This is a genomic window from Pantoea sp. S61 (assembly GCF_016625145.1).
Classification (GTDB): domain Bacteria; phylum Pseudomonadota; class Gammaproteobacteria; order Enterobacterales; family Enterobacteriaceae; genus Pantoea; species Pantoea rwandensis_B.
On record NZ_JACVUO010000011.1, the window covers coordinates 49,228 to 69,256 of the forward strand.

The window sequence follows — 20,029 nt, forward strand, 5'->3', positions numbered from 1 at the left end:
GATGGCAAACCCAATTTTAACGTTGCAAGGGGTGAGTGCCCATTACGGCCCGATTCAGGCACTGCACAACATTAATCTGCATATCAGCCAGGGCGAAATCGTCACGTTGATTGGTGCTAACGGCGCGGGTAAAACCACGCTGCTCGGCACCCTGTGCGGAGAACCGCGTGCCACCAGTGGCACAATCGTGTTCGATGGCAAAGAGATAACCGACTGGCAAACCGCCAAAATCATGCGTGAAGCGATTGCGATTGTGCCGGAAGGCCGCCGCGTGTTTTCCCGCATGACGGTGGAAGAGAACCTGGCGATGGGCGGTTTCTTTGCCACGCGCCAGCAGTATCAGGAGCGCATTGAGCGGGTTTATCAGCTGTTCCCGCGTCTGGCTGAACGTAAAGTGCAGCGCGCGGGCACCATGTCCGGTGGTGAACAGCAGATGCTGGCGATCGGTCGTGCGCTAATGAGCCAGCCGCGTTTGCTGTTGCTCGACGAGCCTTCTTTAGGTTTAGCGCCGATTATTATTCAGCAGATTTTCGATACGATTGAACAGCTGCGTAAAGAGGGTATGACCATCTTCCTGGTGGAGCAAAACGCCAACCAGGCGCTGAAGCTGGCCGATCGCGGCTACGTGCTGGAGAATGGACATGTGGTGCTGGAAGACAGTGGTGAAGCGCTGTTATCCAACGAAGCAGTCCGCAGCGCTTACCTCGGTGCCTGATCTGGCTAACTTGCCAGATTGCGGTTGGGCAGTGCTCGCCATCCTCACGTACTAAGAGTACGCTCCGGTGGCTGCGCGCTGTCTCGGCGTCTGACCTGGCTAACTTGCCAGCTTGCGGTTGGGCAGTGCTCGCCATCCTCACGTACTCCGTTTACGTTCCGGTGGCTGTGCGCTGCCTCTGCGCCTGACCTGGCTAACTTGCCAGCTTGCGGTTGGGCAGTACTCGCCATCCTCACGTACTCCGTTTACGTTCCGGTGGCTGTGCGCTGTTCGCCCGCAATCTGACTGCGCCGCCGACGGTCTGATAGATGCTGCGGTCAGACAGCAGCACCAACGGCCTGAACAATCGGCACGAGTTTGAGATAACTCGTGCCACTTTAAAGTTTCTAATACGCGCAATCCCCGTCACATTCCCGTCATAAACCTGTTATTAATCCGTCATTTCCCCGTGTCATGTTACTTCGCGAACAAAAAAATGCGTGATATCGCGCGTACCTAACAGCACAGGAAAAAACTTATGTCCGCTTTTACGCTTCGTCCCCGCCTGATGAGTGTTTTGCTTGGTCTGGCGCTCAGCGGTAATGCGCTGGCTGCCACTGACATTCCTTTCTGGCACTCAATGGAAGGCGAGTTAGGCAAAGAAGTCGATTCTCTGGCACAACGTTTTAACCAGGCTCACCCAGAATACAAAATCGTACCGACTTACAAAGGTAACTATGAGCAGAGCCTGGCAGCGGGTATTGCTGCTGTACGTACCGGTAAAGCACCGGCGATTCTGCAGGTTTACGAAGTGGGTACGGCGACCATGATGGCCTCGAAAGCTATCGTGCCAGTGCATGACGTGTTCAAAGACGCTGGCGTGCAGATGGACCCGAAACAGTTCGTGCCAGCGGTTGCAGGTTACTACAGCGACAGCAAGGGCCAGCTGATTTCTCAGCCCTTCAACAGCTCTACACCTGTGCTGTACTACAACAAAGATGCATTCAATAAAGCCGGTCTGAACCCAGATCAGCCACCTAAAACCTGGCAGGAGCTGGCGAAAGACGCCGACGCACTGCGTAAAGCGGGCATGACCTGTGGTTACGCCAGCGGCTGGCAGGGTTGGATTCAAATCGAAAACTTCAGCGCCTGGCATGCACTGCCGGTTGCCACCAAAAACAACGGCTTTGACGGTACCGACGCGGTATTGGAATTCAACAAGCCCGTTCAGGTGCGCCACATCCAGATGCTGGAAGACATGAACAAAAAGGGCGATTTCACCTACTTCGGTCGTAAAGATGAATCAACCGCAAAGTTCTACAACGGCGATTGTGGCATCACCACGGCTTCTTCCGGTTCTCTGGCGGATATCAAGCATTACGCTAAATTCAACTTCGGCGTCGGCATGATGCCATACGACTCAACGGTGCCAAACGCACCGCAGAACGCCATCATTGGCGGCGCAAGTCTGTGGGTGATGAAAGGCAAAGATGCTGACACCTATAAAGGCGTGGCGGAGTTCATGAAGTTCCTGGCACAGCCAGAAATCGCAGCGGAATGGCACCAGAAGACCGGTTACCTGCCCATCACCACCGCGGCGTATGAGCTGACCAAGCAGCAGGGCTTCTATGACAAGAACCCAGGCGCAGACATTGCCACGCGTCAGATGCTGAACAAAGATCCTCTGCCATTCACCAAAGGCATGCGTCTGGGCAACATGCCGCAGATTCGTACCATCGTGGACGAAGAGCTGGAAGGCGTGTGGACGGGCAAACAGGCTCCACAGGCTGCACTGGATAACGCTGTGAAGCGCGGAAACGAACTGCTGCGTCGTTTTGAACAGCAAGTGAAGTAATTCCGTTGTCTCGGGGCTGGCGCATGGCGTCAGCCCCGATTTCTCTTTTGGCGAGTCTGCTATGTCCTCATCACGCCCCGTTTTTCGCTCCCGTTTTTTGCCCTATTTGCTGGTGGCACCACAGCTGGTCATTACCGCTATTTTCTTCCTGTGGCCGGCCGGTGAAGCGCTGTGGTATTCGCTGCAAAGCATCGATCCCTTTGGTATTTCCAGCACCTTTGTTGGGCTGGATAACTTTAAACGCCTGTTCAGCGACAGCTATTACCTCGACTCTTTCTGGACCACCATTGAATTCAGCGCACTGGTCACCGTGTGCGGCATGACCTTCTCGCTACTGCTGGCGGCGCTGGTCGATTACGTCATACGGCTAAAAAAACTGTATCAAACCTTGCTGCTGCTGCCTTATGCCGTTGCGCCCGTGGTTGCCGCGGTACTGTGGATGTTCCTGTTCAATCCCGGCCTCGGCCTGTTTAGCCATCTGCTGAACCAGATCGGTTACAACTGGAACTACGCACAAAACAGCGGTCAGGCGATGTTCCTGATTGTGCTGGCGTCCATCTGGCAGCAGATGAGTTACAACTTCCTGTTCTTCTTCGCCGCGCTGCAATCGATCCCCAAATCGCTGGTGGAAGCGGCGGCGATTGACGGGGCCGGTCCGGTGCGTCGCTTCTTCAATCTGTCACTGCCGCTGATCACCCCGGTGAGTTTCTTCCTGCTGGTGGTCAACCTGGTGTATGCCTTCTTCGATACCTTCCCGGTGATCGATGCCGCGACCGGCGGTGGCCCGGTGCAGGCCACTACCACGCTGATCTACAAAATTTATCGCGAAGGCTTTACCGGTTTGGATCTCTCATCCTCTGCCGCGCAGTCGGTGGTGCTGATGCTGCTGGTGATTGGACTGACGATCCTGCAATTCCGCTTTGTCGAGCGTAAGGTGCAATACCAATGATTGAGAATCGACGCGGGCTGGATATCTTCAGCCATACCCTGCTGGTGCTCGGTGTGCTGACCATTCTGTTCCCGCTGTACGTGGCGATAGTCGCCGCGACGCTGGATAACGAAGCGGTGTATCAGGTGCCAATGACCTTAGTGCCCGGCACGCATCTGTGGGACAACATTTCACGCATCTGGACGCAGGGCGTCAATGGCAGCGGTCCAGCCTTTGGCATGATGATGCTCAACAGCCTGATCATGGCGCTGGGCATTACGGTGGGCAAAATCGCGGTGTCGATGCTCTCAGCTTTCGCACTGGTGTGGTTCCGTTTTCCGTTGCGCTCGCTGTTCTTCTGGCTGATCTTCATCACGCTGATGTTGCCGGTGGAAGTGCGTATCTTCCCCACGGTGGAAGTGATTTCAAACCTGAATATGCTCGACAGCTACAGTGGCTTAACCCTGCCGCTGATGGCTTCGGCAACCGCAACGTTCCTGTTCCGCCAGTTCTTTATGTCACTGCCGGATGAGCTGATTGAAGCGGCGCGTATTGATGGTGCCAGCCCGATGCGCTTCTTCTGGGATATCGTCTTACCGCTGTCAAAGACCAACCTTGCCGCACTGTTCGTGATCACCTTTATCTACGGCTGGAACCAGTATTTATGGCCGCTGTTGATCATTAACGATCCGAGCCTGAGCACGGCGGTTGCCGGGGTGAAAAGTATGATCAACACCAGCGGTGGGCCAACGCAGTGGAACGAAGTGATGGCGGCAATGTTATTAACCCTGATCCCACCGGTGGTGGTGGTCCTCGTGATGCAACGTGCCTTTGTGCGTGGCCTGGTGGAGAGTGATAAATAAATGGCAGGCGTAACCCTTCAGACCGTCACCAAATCGTATGACGGCAAAAATCAGATCATTCAGCCGCTGAATATCACCATCAACGATGGCGAGTTTATGGTGATGGTCGGCCCTTCGGGCTGTGGTAAATCGACACTGCTGCGCATGGTAGCGGGCCTTGAGCGCGTGACTTCTGGCGATATCTATATCGACGATAAGCGTGTCACTAACATGGAACCGAAAGATCGTGGCATCGCCATGGTGTTCCAGAACTATGCGCTTTACCCGCACATGACTGTGGGCGAAAACATGGCTTATGGCCTGAAAATTCGCGGTATGGGCAAAGAGCAGATCGATCAACGCGTAATGGAAGCCGCGCGCAGTCTGGAACTGGATCACCTGCTGGCTCGTCGTCCACGTGAGCTTTCCGGTGGACAGCGTCAGCGTGTGGCGATGGGCCGCGCCATTGTGCGTGAACCGGCGGTGTTCCTGTTTGATGAGCCGTTATCGAACCTCGATGCGCGCCTGCGTGTGCAGATGCGTCTTGAGCTGCAACAGCTGCATCGTCGCCTGAAAACCACCAGTCTGTATGTGACACACGATCAGGTGGAAGCCATGACGTTGGCCCAGCGTGTGATGGTGATGAACAAAGGGGTGGTCGAGCAAGTGGGCACCCCGGTGGAAGTGTATGAGCGTCCGGCGAGCCAGTTTGTGGCGTCGTTTATCGGTGCACCGGCAATGAACCTGCTGCCAGGCCAGATCAACAGCGACGGCACGCGCTTTACGCTCGATGCGCTTAATAGCCTGCCATTGGGTGAAAGCAAAGCGAAGTGGGCGAATCGTCCCCTTACGTTGGGTATTCGCCCTGAGCATCTGGTGCTCAGCTCGCAAGCCGCGGGTGGCATTCCTTTAGTGGTGGATACGCTGGAGATGCTGGGTGCGGATAACCTCGCGCACGGCCGCATCGGCAATACCCGTCTGGTGGTGCGTTTGCCGCACAGCGAGCGTCCGCAATCAGGCAGCACCTTATGGCTGCAACTGCCGCCAGATGCGTTACACTTCTTCGATTCAACCCATGGAAAGCGTCTGGAATGAGTGTAGAAAATTGGCCATACCCACAGATCGTCGCCCATCGCGGCGGCGGTAAACTGGCACCGGAAAATACCCTGGCGGCGATAGATGTCGGCGCGCAGTACGGTCATACCATGATCGAGTTTGATGCCAAGCTGTCGGATGATAAACAGGTGTTCCTGTTGCATGACGATACGCTGGATCGCACCAGCAACGGCTGGGGTGTGGCGGGCGATCTCTCATGGAGTAAGCTATCGCAGCTGGATGCGGGCAGTTGGTACAGCCGTGAATATGAAGGCGAGCCGCTGGCGCTGCTGCGTGACGTGGCCGATCGCTGCCGCCAGCATCAGATGATGGCGAACGTTGAGATCAAACCGACCACCGGCAAAGAGGTGGAGACCGGACGCGATGTGGCGTTGGCCGCGCGCGAACTGTGGCAGGGGCAAACGGCGCCGCTGCTCTCTTCCTTCTCTTATGAAGCATTGGAAGCAGCGATGCAGGCGGCGCCTGAATTGCCACGCGGATTATTGCTGGATGAGTGGCACGATGACTGGCAGGCGCTGACGAGTGCACTGGGCTGCGTTTCTATCCATCTCAATCATAAATTGCTGGATGCCGAGCGCACCGCGCAGCTGAAAGCCGCCGGATTGCACATTCTGGTGTACACAGTCAATCAGCCCGCGCGGGCGCGCGAGCTGCTGAATTGGGGCGTCGATGCCATCTGTACTGACCGCATCGACATTATCGGTCCCGACTTCCGTTAATTCTGGTTTTGCTGCTGGCCCGGCTGTTGCTGAATCACGCGCTGCTGGGCGCTATCCCTTCGCTCCTGCATTTTCCGCTGTAATTCCTGATTCTGCTGCTGCTGATCCTGACGCAGTTTTTGCTGCTGCTGTTGCTGCTGGACCTGCATTTGCGTTTGCATGCGCTGCTGGCTCGGGTTATAGCCGGGTTTATTCGGGTCATTTGTGCTGTTCAGCATATTTGCCATGCTGCTTAAGGGTAGCAACGCAGCGATAACGATTAGCCATTTTTTCATGGTCTTCCTCCATTAATGCAGCCTGCTGTGTGCTGTTGTCATCAGTATGGCAACAAGGGCTGCTGTCATAAGTTTATGCGATGTCACAAAGTCCTGAACCAGGAGTGCGCCGAATTTGGCTTACTGCTACGCTTTTTATCGTGTTTGCAAACACTTGCATCAAAAAATAACAAATGTAAATAACCGCAAAGGAAGATCGCAAATGAGACTAAAGGGCAGTGTGCGCCAGGTTGGCTGGGCATTATTGATGAGTTTTACGGTGGTACAGGGGACGTTTGCCGCGCCCGCCAGCGCGCCACCGGTGTCATACGGCGTGGACAGTGACACCTTCCATCCGGTGAAGGCGCAGCACGGTATGGTGGCGTCGGTGGATGCGATGGCCACCCAGGTCGGCGTCGATATTCTGAAGCAGGGCGGTAATGCCGTGGATGCGGCCGTTGCAGTGGGCTTCGCATTAGCCGTCACGCATCCACAAGCCGGTAATCTCGGCGGTGGTGGCTTTATGATGCTGCGAACCGCATCGGGACGCACCACGGCGATCGATTTTCGTGAAATGGCGCCGGCGCGTGCCTCACGAGATATGTTCCTCGATAAGCAGGGTAATGCTGACCCTAAACTGTCGCTCACGTCCCATTTAGCCTCGGGCACACCGGGTACGGTTGCTGGTTTTGCGCTGGCGGCACAAAAATACGGTACGCTGCCGCTGAGTAAACTGCTGGCTCCAGCGATTAAACTGGCGCGTGAGGGCATCATCGTTAACGATGCGCTGGCGGACGATTTGGCGACCTACGGCAAAGAGACGTTGATCAATCACGACAACAGCCGGGCGATTTTCTACAAGGCAGACGGCAAGCCGTATCAAAAAGGTGAGCGTCTGGTGCAGAAAAACCTCGCGCACAGCCTGCAGCTGATTGCTCAACAAGGGCCGGATGCCTTCTACAAAGGTAAGATTGCCGATGAGATCGCCGGAGAAATGGCACAGCATGGCGGATTGATTGGCAAACCGGATTTGGCCGCCTATCGTGCGGTAGAGCGCAAACCGGTCAGCGGCACCTATCGCGGCTATGAAGTGTTCTCAATGCCGCCACCGTCTTCAGGTGGGATTCACATCGTGCAGATCCTCAACATCCTGGAGAACTTCGATCTGGCGAAGTGGGGCTTTGGTAGCGCCGATGCGATGCAGGTGATGGCGGAAGCGGAAAAATACGCTTATGCCGATCGTTCGGAATACCTTGGCGATCCGGATTTCGTCAAAGTGCCGCAGCAAGCATTGACCAGCAAAGCCTACGCCAAAACCCTGGCGCAGCAGATTGACGTCAACAAAGCGCGTCCTTCCAGCGAAATCAAACCGGGTAAGCTTGAGCCGTACGAAAGCAACCAGACTACGCACTTCTCGGTGGTGGATAAAGACGGTAATGCGGTCGCCGTGACCTACACGCTGAACACCTATTTCGGTAGCGGCATTGTCGCCGGACAGAGCGGTATCCTGATGAACAACGAAATGGATGACTTCTCGGCTAAGCCGGGCACACCAAACGTGTATGGTTTAGTGGGCGGTGAGGCGAATGCAGTGCAACCGGCTAAACGTCCATTGTCATCGATGTCACCGACCATTATCGCCAAAGACGGCAAAACCTGGTTGGTGACGGGCAGCCCAGGTGGCAGCCGTATTATCACCACTGTGCTGCAAATGGTGGTGAACAGCATCGATTTTGGTATGAACGTAGCGGAAGCGACCAATGCGCCGCGTTTCCACCATCAGTGGTTACCGGATCAGCTGCGTATGGAGAAAGGCTTTAGCCCGGATACGCTGCGTTTGCTGGAAGCCAAAGGTCAGCATGTGAAAGTGATGCCCGCAATGGGCAGCACGCAGAGCATTATGATTGGGCCGGATGGCATGCGTTATGGCGCTTCGGATCCGCGTTCGGTGGATGATTTGAGTGCTGGGTATTAAGTTCGAAAAAAAAGGCGCCGCGACGAGTCTTATTGTCCGTCGTGGCGCTTTAGTATGCTTAAGGGCGCTTCTACTGATTAGCGGTTATTTCAGTCGCGCCATGTAGTGCGTATCAATCATCTCGCCGTCGCGCATCGCAAAACGTTTCGCGGTGCCTTCAATCTCAAAGCCAAACTTCTGATACAGCCCAATCGCTTTATGGTTATCGGCAAACACCGTCAGCTCAATACGCGTCACCTGTAGCCAGTTGTCGCACAGATCAATCATCGCGGCCATGAGCGCCGAGCCTACGCCGCGACGGTGAAAGGCGGGATCGACGCCCATGCCAAAGGTAGCGGCGTGGCGACGTCGTGCGACAGATTGCACTTCTAGCGTGATTTGCCCAGCCAGTTGATCGTCAATCATTGCCACTAGCATATGCACACCCGGACGCGGATTGCTAAGGCGTTCCTGCCATAGCTTTGGCGATTGATGTGGTAGCTGTAACGTGTTCGCCTGCGTCTCTGGTTGGCTATAGAGACGTGTTAGTGCCGCAGCATCTTCAGGGATTACGTGGCGAATGACGATCTGACTCATAAAGCGACTCCTTGTGCAAAGTGAATAAAATCCCCTTTAACATCAAGGAATTCTCGCGAGCCGTCAATGGAAAATAATTCGCAAAAAGGGTTTACAGACGCGAATGATAATGATTATTATTGTCATGCGGACTCGGAAACGTCTCCTGACTACCGGGTAAGCACGACATTGCTCACATTGCTTCCAGTGTTTCTTAGCCAGCTCGGGTGCTGGCTTTTTTTTTGCCTGCGATTTACCTCCTTCATCTCTCCTGTGCAATCCTCCTTAAAACGTTCAGCATTTTTGAACAGAGGCGTGAAGTTTTTCAGCTATCAATCAATCTCCCTCAGGCACACACTGTCAAAAACATTGAGGAGAATTGAACATGATCTACGTACGCAAAGCAGAAGAACGCGGTCACGCCAATCACGGTTGGCTCGATAGCTGGCACACCTTTTCTTTCGCCGATTATTACGATGCCAACTTTATGGGCTTCTCGGCCTTACGCGTTATCAATGAAGACGTAATTGATGGCGGCCAGGGTTTTGGTACCCATCCGCATAAAGACATGGAAATCCTGACCTATGTGTTGTCTGGCACCGTGGAACATCAGGACAGCATGGGGAACAAAGAGCAGATCCCAGCAGGTGAGTTCCAGATCATGAGCGCCGGTACTGGCGTGCGCCATTCAGAGTACAACGCCAGTGATAAAGATCCGCTGCATCTGTATCAGATCTGGATCATTCCAGAGCGCAAAGGCATTGAGCCACGCTATGCGCAGCGCCGTTTCGGGGATGTGAAAGGTCGCCAGTTTGTCCTGTCACCGGATGAGCGTGAAGGATCGCTGAAAGTGTTCCAGGACATGACCCTGTCGCGCTGGGTGTTTGCTAAGGGCGAAGCCGACGCGGTGACTGTCGAAGCGGGTCGTCGTGTGTGGATTCAGGTGGTAAAAGGTCTGGTGAGCGTGAATGGCGAACAGGTCGGTACCAGTGATGCGCTGGCGATCTGGGATGAAAGCGCGCTGACCATCAACGCTGACAGCGATGCAGAGATTCTGCTGTTTGATCTGCCGCCGGTGTAACAGCCTGTCAATAAATCGTGCAAGGTTGCCCTCTATGGCGACCTTGCATTTTTTGCCGACTTTTCGTTGGGTGCGTATCGATGTGCACAAAATCAGAGCGGGTATTCATGGTTTTCCGCAAAGCCTGAAATTGACAAAAAAATGATAGACTCATCGTATCTCTGACCTCAGGCGCATACGATGAAGAAGAAAAGGCCGGTACTACAGGACGTTGCCGATCGCGTCGGCATCACAAAAATGACCGTCAGTCGCTACCTGCGAAACCCCGATCAGGTCTCTGCGGCGCTGCGCGATAAGATCGCCGTCGCACTGGATGAACTCGGTTATATCCCCAATCGTGCCCCCGATATGCTCTCTAATGCGACCAGTCGCGCCATCGGCGTACTGTTGCCCTCGCTCACCAACCAGGTATTCGCCGATGTGTTACGCGGCATTGAAACCGTGACGGATGAGGCCGGTTATCAAACGTTGGTGGCGCACTTTGGCTATAACGCGGACAAAGAAGAGCTACAGCTGCGATCGCTGCTCGGCTGGAACATCGATGGCGTCATTCTCACCGAACGCACCCACACGCCCGGCACGCTGCGCATGCTGGAAGTGGCCGGTATTCCGGTGATTGAGATGATGGATTCGGTGACGCCGTGCCTCGATATGGCGGTGGGCTTCGATAACGTCGAAGCGGCGCGCCAGATGACGCATGCTATTCTGAAAAAAGGCCACCGCCACACCGTTTACCTTGGCGCGCGTCTTGATGAGCGTACCCTGCAAAAACAGCAGGGCTACGAAAAGGCGATGCGTGAAGCCGGGCTCACCCCGCACAGTGTGATGATGGAAGATGCTTCCTCCTTCAGTGCCGGCGCGCAGCTGCTGCGTGAGGCGCAGAAACGCTATCCCGAAACCGACAGCCTGTTTTGTACCAACGATGACCTGGCGGTCGGCGCGATGTTTGAGTGTCAGCGTCAGGGCTTACATGTCCCCGCACAGATGGCGATTGCCGGATTTCACGGCCACGACATTACGCAAGTGGTCACGCCGCGTCTGGCCACAGTGCTTACGCCGCGTGAGCGCATGGGACGTGAATCCGCCGCGATGCTGCTGGCGCGTATCGGTGGTGATCGCAGCGTGATCGAGCCGCTGGATGTCGGGTTTGAAATTGCTGAAGGTGGCAGCATCTGATTTTGGCGATTATTTGAGTCAGTTCACACTTTCGTGCTTTTCCACCTAACAAGGGTTGCCAGTCCCGCAGTGGGCTCCGACAATGATAATCAAATTTGTTATCGGTAACATTGGCAGGCAAACTGCCGGAGCGCAAAACCATGACCACGCCATCTCCATCGCACCACGTCTTTATCCTGATGGGCGTTTCCGGCAGCGGAAAGTCTGCCGTCGCTAATCAGGTTTCTCATCAGTTGAGCACGGCATTTCTGGATGGCGATTTCCTCCATCCGCGCAGCAACATCATGAAAATGGCCGACGGTCATCCGCTGGATGATAACGATCGCCAGCCGTGGCTGCAGGCGCTGAATGATGCCGCGTTCGCCATGCAGCGCACCCAGGCTATTTCGATTATCGTCTGCTCGGCGCTGAAAAAGTCCTACCGCGACATCCTGCGTCAGGGCAACCAAAACCTGAAATTCATCTATCTGAAGGGCGATTTCGAAACCATCGAATCGCGTCTGAAAGCACGTAAAGGTCACTTCTTTAAGCCGCAGATGCTGGTGACGCAGTTTGAGACCTTGCAAGAGCCTGGGGCTGACGAGCCCGATGTACTGGTGGTTGATATTAATCATTCACTGGATGAAGTCGTTGCGGCCACGGTTGCGACCATCGAGGAAGCAATCAACAAGGGTTAGTGATGAGTACCGCAACGCTGGTGTTAACTGCAGCAGGCTCCGTCCTGCTGCTGCTGTTTTTGGTGATGAAAGCGCGTATGCACGCCTTTGTCGCCCTGATGTTAGTCTCAATTGGTGCCGGTCTGTTCTCTGGCATGCCGCTGGATAAAATTGCTGACACCATGCAAAAAGGCATGGGCGGAACGCTCGGATTTCTGGCCATCGTGGTGGCATTGGGCGCGATGTTCGGCAAAATCCTGCATGAAACCGGCGCAGTCGATCAAATCGCTATCCGCATGCTGAAAGCCTTTGGTGAGAACCGGGCGCATTACGCGATGGGGATTGCCGGACTGATCTGCGCGCTGCCGCTGTTCTTTGAAGTGGCGGTGGTCTTGCTGATTAGCATCGCTTTTGCCGTGGCGCGTCGTACCCATGGCAACTTAGTGAAGTTGGTCATTCCACTGTTTGCTGGCGTGGCGGCCTCAGCGGCGTTTCTGCTGCCGGGACCGGCCCCGATGCTGCTGGCTTCCCAGATGCACGCTGATTTTGGCTGGATGATCCTGCTGGGCCTGTGTGCGGCGATTCCCGGTATGCTGATTGCGGGTCCGCTGTTTGGTAACTTTATTGCCCGTCACGTCAGCTTCAGTGCGCCGCCAGAAGTCCATCAGCCTGAAATTGAAGAGGGTAAACTGCCATCGTTTGGCTTCAGCCTGTCGCTGATCCTGTTCCCGCTGCTGCTGGTGGGTCTGAAAACCATCGGTGCGCGCTTCACCACCCCGGATTCACGTCTCTACGAGTGGCTGGAGTTTATCGGCCATCCGTTTACGGCGATCCTGCTGGCGTGTCTGGTGGCGATCTATGGACTGGCCTATCGCCAGGGAATGGACAAAGAGAAGGTGATGCAAGTGTGCGGCAGCGCACTGCAACCGGCTGGCATTATTCTGCTGGTGATCGGTGCGGGCGGTGTGTTCAAGCAGGTGCTGGTGGATTCTGGCGTCGGTCCGGTATTGGGCCATGCGCTCACTGGCGCCGGGATGCCGATTGCGCTGGCGTGCTTTATCCTCTCTGGTGCTATCCGTGTGATTCAGGGCTCGGCGACCGTGGCCTGTCTGACGACTGTGGGCCTGGTCATGCCGGTGATTGAACCGCTGCACTACAGCGGCGCGCAGCTGGCGGCGCTGTCGATCTGCATCGGGGGCGGCTCCATCATTATTAGTCACGTCAACGATGCCGGCTTCTGGCTGTTTGGCCGCTTCACCGGCGCCACTGAAGGTGAAACGCTGAAAACCTGGACGCTGATGGAAACCATTCTTGGTACCACCGGTGCCATTGTCGGGATGATCGCGTTCACTTTGCTGTCGTAAGATTTTTCAGGTGCGCCGCAATGCGCACCCTATTAAATCCCCCTATCCGCACGGCAGGTTGCCATTGATGGCGACCTGACCGAATAGCACCGCCGGTTGGTAGCGCCTGTATGACGATGTGGCTGAATCCCGCAGCCGTTGATCATCGCAGTCATGCCAGGCTGTTGGTTAATCCTCATCCCGCTCATCATCCGGCTGATCCAGCACCGTATACGCCACTGCACAGAACAGCGAGTTCAGACGCTTCATATCCCCCAGCAACCCTAAATGCAGGGAACTGGTTTCGATGCTCTGCACATTCTGTTGATGTAAGCGCTCAACGTGTGCATGAGAGAAGCGGCGAATCAGGATGCGGAAGCGGTGTTTGGAACGGCGCAGGCGTTTGGCGCTGGTGAGGTCTTTAGACAAAAACACCGACAGACTCAGGCGTAAATTATTCAGCACCTGCTCCTGCAAAGTATTTAACTCTCCTAATCCTTCGGCGGAGAATGCGCGCCGGGCCTGCAATGACTTATCGGCCACATCTGCGCACATGCGCTCGATGATATCGCCCGCTTGCTCCAGGTTGAGCGCCATCTCAATAATCTCTGCCCAGCGACGTGAATCCTCTTCTGGCAAATCTTCTTTCGGCATGCGTGCCAGATAGAGTTTGATAGCGGTATACAGCACGTCAACATCATCATCCAACCGCCGCACCACACGCTCTTCTCGTAGCTCACCGTGAACCACTTTGTTGAAAGACTCCATCATCTGTTCAACCACATCGCCTATACGGAGCGTTTCCCGCGATGCGTTCGCCAGTGCCAATGCCGGCGTATCCAGTGCGCTGCTATCAAGATGTCTGGGCTTTAAGTGAACCTGGTTTTCTGGGTCATCGGCAATCATGCGTCGGCACAAGCTCGCCATGGGACCGGTAAATGGCACCATCACCAGACAACGAAGCAGGTTATAAAACACGTGGAAGAAGATCACCAACTCCTCGTCATTCACCGGCAACTTATCGAGCACATCAGCGATGAAATCGACGAAAGGCAAAATAACCAGGCTACCGATCAATTTGAACAGCAAGCTGCCGAGTGCCACGCGTTTACCTGCAGCATTGGAACCGCTGGCATTGATCATCGCCAGTAAACCACTGCCGAGATTGGCGCCAATCACCAGGCACAGCGCGACTTTGAACGAGATGACCCCGGTGGCCGTGAGCGTGGCGGTGATCAGTACAGCAGCAAGACTGGAGTAGCTGATGATCGCGAATACGGCACCCAGCAGTGCATCTAACATGACATCGCCAGTCAGCGTGGAGAATAAAACCTGCACACCTGCCGCTTGAGTGATGGGTTTGGCGGCGGCGACAATCAGTTGCAAGGCCAGCAGAATCAATCCAAGACCAATCGCGGCGCGCCCCATTTGTCCGGCCCGCGTCTGCTTACGGCTGAGGAAGAACACCACACCAAAGAAGATGAAGAGCGGCGATAGCCAGGAGAGATCGAAGGTCAGGATACGTGCCATGATGGCGGTCCCGACATCGGCACCGAGCACCACCACCAGCGCAGGCGTCAGACTCACCAGATTCTGTGCGACAAACGAGGTGACGAGCAGGGTGGTGGCATTGCTGCTCTGCACCAGCGCGGTGACGCCAATCCCGGCGAGAAACGCCATCGGCTTCTTTTCCACGCTGCGGCTGAGCACCCGCCGCAAATCGGCGCCATACACGCGCATGATGCCGGTGCGCACAATGTGCGTGCCCCACACCAGCAGGGCCACAGCAGATAATAGATTGAGCAGGGTCAACACGTCGGGCGGTTCCTTATCCTCAGACTTTCATTGCACCAACTGCAAGCCTGTGGGTCAGTACCGAAGTGGCGGGCGCACCGTAGCGTGACCACAGGCAGCCTAAAGGCCGCCTCGACAACGATTAACAGGCTGCATTAATGCTGAACACTGCCGCGTTGCCTTGCCCATTTTTCGTTAAATTTAAGCAACCTGGCGCAACGTCGACATCTCTAACTGTAGACCAATTTGCATGCCAGCAGGGTGCAAATCCGCCACGCTGCGGTTCAGCACATCGACGGATAACTCCACGCTATTCGCCACTACGCGATAGCGAATGACATTACCCAGCAGGCTGTGACTGAGAATAGTGGCCGGAATGCCATCCTGCGGTGCACTCAAGCGGATCGACTCAGGTCGAATCGCTACCTGACCCGTGAATGTCTGGCCGGTGAGCTGCGTTGCCTGTTCCGCACTCAGCAGGTTGTAGTTGCCGATAAACCCGGCGGCAAACAGGTCGGCTGGCTGCGTGTAGAGTGCTTCAGCGTTACCGTTTTGCACGATCTTGCCACGGTTCATCAGCACGATGCGATCCGACAGCGTCAGCGCCTCTTCCTGATCGTGGGTGACGAAAATCGTGGTGAGCTTTAGCTCCTGCTGGATATTGCGGATCTGTTCACGCAGATGGCGGCGGATACGCGCATCCAGTGCGGAGAGCGGCTCATCCAGCAACAGCAAACGAGGGCGCGTCACCAGGGAGCGCGCTAAGGCAACACGCTGGCATTGTCCGCCAGAAAGCTGGTGCGGATAACGGCGGGCAAAATCGGTCAGTTCGACCAGTGCCAGCGCTTCCATTACGCGTTTCTGAATATCGCCGCCTGGCAGTTTCTGCATTTTCAGGCCAAACGCCACGTTCTTCTCCACTGTCATGTTGGGGAACAGTGCGTAGCTCTGAAACACCATGCCGATGGTACGTTTCTGCGGTGGCAGCGGTACGATATCCTGACCCTGCAGCAGAATTTTGCCGCTATCGACATCGGTCAAACCGGCGATGCAGCGCAGCAGCGTCGATTTGCCGCAACCGCTCGGGCCGAGCAGGGTGACAAACTCGCCTTCATCGGCGCTGAAATCGATATTTTCAAAGATGCTGGTGGGGCCATAGCTTTTGTTCAGCTGGGTGACATTCAGATAACTCATGGTCAGCCTCGTTCAGGATTGAGGGCATTCGCCAGCCAGGTGACCAGCAGGACGACAGCAAAATAGGAGATCACCAGCGCACTGGTAAAGTGGCCGCTGCCGTTACGCATATTGTAGAGATAAACCTGTAAGGTTTCATAGCGGGTGCCAACTAACAGGTTAGCGAACACAAACTCACCTATCAGGAAAGAGAAAGAGAGCAACACCGCGATAAACACGCCTTTGCGCAGGTTGGGCAACACCACAAACAGTGCTGCCTGCCAGGTGCTGGCACCCAGCAGATGAGACGCATCGATCAGCTCTTTCAGGTTGATCGCCTGCATATTGTTGGCAATGGCGCGGTAGATAAACGGCAGCGCGATGGTGAAATAACAGCCGACCAGAATCCACGGCGTGCCGGTGATCATCAGCGGCGATGACGAGTAAAGCTGCAGCAGGCCAACGGATGACACCACCGGCGGTACGGCAAACGGCATCAGAATCAGCACGTTCATCACCGCATCCAGCTTCGGATAATAGTAAGCGATTACAAACATCGCAGGCAGCACCAGCACCAGCGAGAACAACAGCGCACCAAAGCAAATCAGCAGCGAATGGCCCAGCGCCGTCAGGAAACGCGGATCGCTCCACAGTGCGATAAGCCACTTCAGTGTGAAGCCCTGCGGCAGAATAGTGTCACTCCAGTCGGTGGATATGCCGTACAGCAGTGTCGCCAGCAGAGGGGCGGCGAGGATGATCAGCAGCAGCCAGATAATCAGGCGATGATAAATTTTTTCCGCGCGAGACACGTTCTACTCCTGTGATTTCGCGTTGAGATAACTGCGGCGCACCAGATACTGCTGCACCACGGTAATCAGCGCCATAATGAACACCAGCAACATTGCCAGCGCACCGCCGGTATTCGGATCGAGCGAGATATCGCCCGATACCAGCGCAGCAATTCGCACTGGCACCACGTTAAAGTTACCGGTGGTCAGCGCATAAATGGTGGCGTAAGCGCCCAGGGCATTGGCCAGCAGGATGACGAAAGTCCCTAACAGCGCCGGGAACAGGATGGGCAAACCAATATGCCACCAGTAACGCCAGCGGCTGGCACCGAGCAGCGCGGCTGACTCTTCCCAATCTTTGCGTAAGCCATCAAACGCCGGATAGAGCAGCAGAATGCCAAGTGGGATCTGGAACCAGGTGTAAACCAGCACCATGCCGTCACGCGAGAACAGTTTGAATCCTTCCAGCATGCCGAAGTGGCGCAGCAGCAGCGTCAGACAGCCATTCATGCCCAGCAGAATCACGAAGGCAAACGCCAGCGGCACGCCGGCGAAGTTACTGGTCATGTTGGTGAAGGACATCAGGAAGCGCTGAAAACGACCGCTGCCTAACTGATGCAGGGAATAGCCGGCAAACAGCGAAATCAGCAGGCCGTAAATGCTCGACCAGATGGAGATATCCAGCGACAGGCGAAATGCCTGCAGATAAAACGGCGAAGTGAGGATATCGGTGTAATTGTCGATACCCCAGCGCTCGTTCATGTCGCTCCAGAAGCTGTTAATGGCAATCCACAACAGCGGCGCGAGCTGGAAGGCGACCCAGAAAAAGGCGAACGGCAGCAGTAACAGTGTAGCGAGGGTTTTGCCCTTCATTAACGCGGCCCCGCCAGCAAACCGTGACACACGGGTTTGTCGTGTTCAATGCCGAGCAGCGTGCAGACAATACCGCACAGTTCGATCTGCTGCGGTTCGAGATCGGGCTGACGTGAGAAGCCTGCACCAAACACAAACAGCGGCACTTGCGTCTCTTCCGGTAAAATACCGCCGTGCGAACGGTCATCGTTCATGCCGTGGTCGGCGGTGACGATCACCTGATAGCCCGCGGCGAGCCAGCCGGGCATCCACTGTGACAAATAGCCATCGGCCATTCGTGCGCGGTTGCGGTATTGCGGCGATGACAGGCCATGTTTATGCCCGGCATCGTCAATATTCATCGGGTGGATCAGTAAAAAGTCCGGATCGTGGTTCAGACGCAGGCTCTCAGCATCTTCAAACAAGTGGGAATCCGGATAACTGTCGTCCCAGTAAAAGTGGCCGTATTGGATCGGCAAATCGGGGGCGACGGTGTGGCGATCACGCGCATTGTTGAACGGGGATTGGTTATACAGCTCACTGACCCAGTGATAGGCGGCAGCGGCCGTGGTTAAACCGGCGGCGCGGGCGTAATGGAAGATGCTACGCTGATTGCTCAGGCGATTGACGCCGTTATGTATAATGCCGCTCTCTACCGGCGGAATACCGGTCAGAATGCACTCGTATAGCGGACGCGATAGCGAAGGCAGCTCGCAGGTGAGCGTGTAGTATTGGCCATTACCCTGCTTGCATTCGGCAAACAGATAGCCCATCGCATGCTGTGCCACCTGATTGCTCAGGCCATCCAGTACCACCAGGATTGTCTTCATTCCCGTTCCTTACATCATTCAAATTGCGGGCACTGTGCATAGCGGCGCAACGTATTGCGTATCGATGCGCAGCGTTGTCGCTGCAGATCGATGCGCGACATCGCGCCGCCAGGGTGTGTGCAAATTACTGCTTCATATTGATAATCACGTTCTCTTGCCACAGGCGCGGCAGCATTTTTGACGTCTTATCCCATGCAGCCTGATCTTTGATCGGGCGGGCATTTTTGTATTCAGACTGCGGCAGCAGTTTGGCCTGTACGTCAGCTGGCAGGGTCAAATGTTCAGCACGAATTGGACGCGCATAACCTTTCGCCAGGTTGATCTGACCTTCATCAGAAAGGATGTATTCGCGCGTCAGTTTGGCGGCGTTCGGGTGCTTAGCGTATTTGTTGATAATGGTGGTATAGCCTGAAATCACGGAGCCATCAGACGGAATCACCACTTCATAGCGGTTTTTGTCGATCTGATCGCGGTAATTCAGACCGTTGAAGTCCCATACCACGGCAACCTGAATTTCGCCTTTCTCGATGTTGGCAATCACCGGATCGGTCACGCCCAGACGGCCCTCTTTGGCCAGTTCGCCAAAGAAGTTCAACGCTGGCTTCAGGTTCTTCTCATCACCACCCAGTGCGTAGTTCGCGGCCAGAACGCCGTTAGCAGCCTGAGCAGCCACGCCGACATCACCGATAGTGACCACATACTTACCTTTCTTCAGATCGGCCCAGCTGTGTGGCGCATCTTTCACCTGCTGTTTGTCGATCAGGAAGGCGATGGTGCCGGTGTAAGCCAGCATCCAGTTGCCTTCGCTATCTTTTGCCCAGCTCGGAATCTGATCCCAATGCGTCGGTTTGTAGGGTTGTGCCAGACCTTTGGTCACAGCGACCGGACCGAAAGCGGCGCCCACATCACCGATATCGGCGCTGGCGTTCTCTTTCTCTGCATCAAATTTAGCCAGCTCCTGCGCCGATGACATATCGGTATCGCTGTGCTTCAGGCCATATTTGCTGTTGATGTCATTCCATGTGTCTTTCCAGTTCGCCCAGCTGTCTGGCATACCGACGCTGTTGACCTGGCCCTCAGCACGCGCGGCTTTTTCCAGCGCGGCAAGGTCGTTATCGGCGGCGTGCGCGGCGGGCAGCGCAAGCAGTACGGCACTGGCTACTACAGAGGAGATAAACGCTTTCATCTCGATTGCTCCGGGTGTAAGTTGTGGGACGTCTTGGTCTAGTCCAGCAAGAACCGAGCCAATGTAGCCCGATCAGATGAAGGTTTTATGACCATGGTGGTGAAATGTGGTGTGACGCGCAGCTCCACATGCGGATACAGCGCGCGAAAGCGTGGGATATGCCTGTCATATTGTAGTCATCGAACTGTCATAGTGCAGAATTGCCCCAAAAT

Annotated in this window: 19 protein-coding genes; 11 read left to right on the top strand and 8 right to left on the bottom strand. The window is 55.3% G+C overall.

Annotation, left to right across the window (positions count from 1 at the left end; genetic code table 11):
* Position 1 precedes the first annotated feature (1 nt).
* From livF to ugpQ, 6 genes are all read left to right on the top strand, one after another.
* Positions 2-715, top strand: coding sequence for a high-affinity branched-chain amino acid ABC transporter ATP-binding protein LivF (livF, locus tag IAE30_RS19160; protein ID WP_038643683.1), 714 nt, complete (start codon positions 2-4; stop codon positions 713-715).
* Between the two features lie 517 nt (positions 716-1,232).
* A complete protein-coding gene (gene ugpB, locus IAE30_RS19165; RefSeq protein ID WP_200680733.1) occupies positions 1,233-2,549 on the top strand; it encodes a sn-glycerol-3-phosphate ABC transporter substrate-binding protein UgpB in 1,317 nt (438 codons plus the stop codon).
* A gap of 61 nt (positions 2,550-2,610) precedes the next feature.
* Positions 2,611-3,498 carry a sn-glycerol-3-phosphate ABC transporter permease UgpA gene (gene ugpA / locus IAE30_RS19170; RefSeq protein ID WP_200537997.1) on the top strand — a complete coding sequence of 296 codons (888 nt, stop codon included), beginning with the start codon at positions 2,611-2,613 and terminating at the stop codon, positions 3,496-3,498.
* Entirely contained in the window at positions 3,495-4,340 is an 846-nt protein-coding gene (gene ugpE / locus IAE30_RS19175) for a sn-glycerol-3-phosphate ABC transporter permease UgpE (RefSeq protein ID WP_038643678.1), read from the top strand. The genes ugpA and ugpE overlap by 4 nt, the downstream gene beginning before the upstream one ends.
* Complete coding sequence (locus IAE30_RS19180; protein ID WP_038643676.1) at positions 4,341-5,414, top strand: sn-glycerol-3-phosphate import ATP-binding protein UgpC; 1,074 nt, start codon at positions 4,341-4,343, stop codon at positions 5,412-5,414.
* Positions 5,411-6,154 (top strand): glycerophosphodiester phosphodiesterase, encoded by a 744-nt coding sequence (gene ugpQ, locus IAE30_RS19185; protein ID WP_200680734.1) that lies wholly within the window; start codon positions 5,411-5,413, stop codon positions 6,152-6,154. Before IAE30_RS19180 ends, ugpQ begins: the two co-directional genes overlap by 4 nt.
* On the opposite strand, the gene IAE30_RS19190 is transcribed toward ugpQ, so the two are convergent.
* Entirely contained in the window at positions 6,151-6,429 is a 279-nt protein-coding gene (locus IAE30_RS19190) for a DUF2756 domain-containing protein (protein ID WP_038643672.1), read from the bottom strand. The genes ugpQ and IAE30_RS19190 overlap by 4 nt on opposite strands.
* Before the next feature lie 202 nt (positions 6,430-6,631).
* Here IAE30_RS19190 and ggt point away from each other — a divergent pair, with 202 nt between their 5' ends.
* Positions 6,632-8,383 carry a gamma-glutamyltransferase gene (gene ggt, locus IAE30_RS19195; protein WP_200680735.1) on the top strand — a complete coding sequence of 584 codons (1,752 nt, stop codon included), beginning with the start codon at positions 6,632-6,634 and terminating at the stop codon, positions 8,381-8,383.
* Positions 8,384-8,467: 84 nt separating this feature from the next.
* On the opposite strand, the gene IAE30_RS19200 is transcribed toward ggt, so the two are convergent.
* Complete coding sequence (locus tag IAE30_RS19200) at positions 8,468-8,959, bottom strand: GNAT family N-acetyltransferase (protein ID WP_200680736.1); 492 nt, start codon at positions 8,957-8,959, stop codon at positions 8,468-8,470.
* Between the two features lie 364 nt (positions 8,960-9,323).
* Between IAE30_RS19200 and IAE30_RS19205 the strand changes: the two genes are divergently transcribed.
* The 4 genes from IAE30_RS19205 to gntU all read left to right on the top strand — a co-directional run bounded on the left by IAE30_RS19205 (position 9,324) and on the right by gntU (position 13,215).
* On the top strand, positions 9,324-10,019 hold the full coding sequence (locus IAE30_RS19205; RefSeq protein ID WP_038643666.1) for a pirin family protein: 696 nt from the start codon (positions 9,324-9,326) through the stop codon (positions 10,017-10,019).
* Positions 10,020-10,199: 180 nt separating this feature from the next.
* Positions 10,200-11,195 carry a gluconate operon transcriptional repressor GntR gene (gene gntR, locus IAE30_RS19210; RefSeq protein WP_038643664.1) on the top strand — a complete coding sequence of 332 codons (996 nt, stop codon included), beginning with the start codon at positions 10,200-10,202 and terminating at the stop codon, positions 11,193-11,195.
* A 140-nt stretch (positions 11,196-11,335) separates the two neighbouring features.
* Positions 11,336-11,872 (top strand): gluconokinase, encoded by a 537-nt coding sequence (gene gntK, locus IAE30_RS19215; RefSeq protein ID WP_038649722.1) that lies wholly within the window; start codon positions 11,336-11,338, stop codon positions 11,870-11,872.
* Between the two features lie 2 nt (positions 11,873-11,874).
* A complete protein-coding gene (gene gntU, locus IAE30_RS19220) occupies positions 11,875-13,215 on the top strand; it encodes a gluconate transporter (protein ID WP_200680737.1) in 1,341 nt (446 codons plus the stop codon).
* A gap of 168 nt (positions 13,216-13,383) precedes the next feature.
* On the opposite strand, the gene IAE30_RS19225 is transcribed toward gntU, so the two are convergent.
* From IAE30_RS19225 to IAE30_RS19250, 6 genes are all read right to left on the bottom strand, one after another.
* Positions 13,384-15,009, bottom strand: a complete 1,626-nt coding sequence (locus IAE30_RS19225; RefSeq protein WP_038643660.1) for a Na/Pi cotransporter family protein — start codon at positions 15,007-15,009, stop codon at positions 13,384-13,386.
* A 180-nt stretch (positions 15,010-15,189) separates the two neighbouring features.
* Positions 15,190-16,182 (bottom strand): ABC transporter ATP-binding protein, encoded by a 993-nt coding sequence (locus IAE30_RS19230; protein ID WP_034826982.1) that lies wholly within the window; start codon positions 16,180-16,182, stop codon positions 15,190-15,192.
* Positions 16,183-16,184: 2 nt separating this feature from the next.
* Positions 16,185-16,970, bottom strand: a complete 786-nt coding sequence (locus IAE30_RS19235; RefSeq protein WP_038643656.1) for an ABC transporter permease — start codon at positions 16,968-16,970, stop codon at positions 16,185-16,187.
* A gap of 3 nt (positions 16,971-16,973) precedes the next feature.
* Positions 16,974-17,822, bottom strand: coding sequence for an ABC transporter permease subunit (locus IAE30_RS19240; protein ID WP_038643654.1), 849 nt, complete (start codon positions 17,820-17,822; stop codon positions 16,974-16,976).
* On the bottom strand, positions 17,822-18,631 hold the full coding sequence (locus IAE30_RS19245; RefSeq protein WP_200538002.1) for an alkaline phosphatase family protein: 810 nt from the start codon (positions 18,629-18,631) through the stop codon (positions 17,822-17,824). Before IAE30_RS19245 ends, IAE30_RS19240 begins: the two co-directional genes overlap by 1 nt.
* A gap of 124 nt (positions 18,632-18,755) precedes the next feature.
* Positions 18,756-19,817 (bottom strand): ABC transporter substrate-binding protein, encoded by a 1,062-nt coding sequence (locus IAE30_RS19250; RefSeq protein ID WP_045832392.1) that lies wholly within the window; start codon positions 19,815-19,817, stop codon positions 18,756-18,758.
* Positions 19,818-20,029 lie beyond the last annotated feature (212 nt).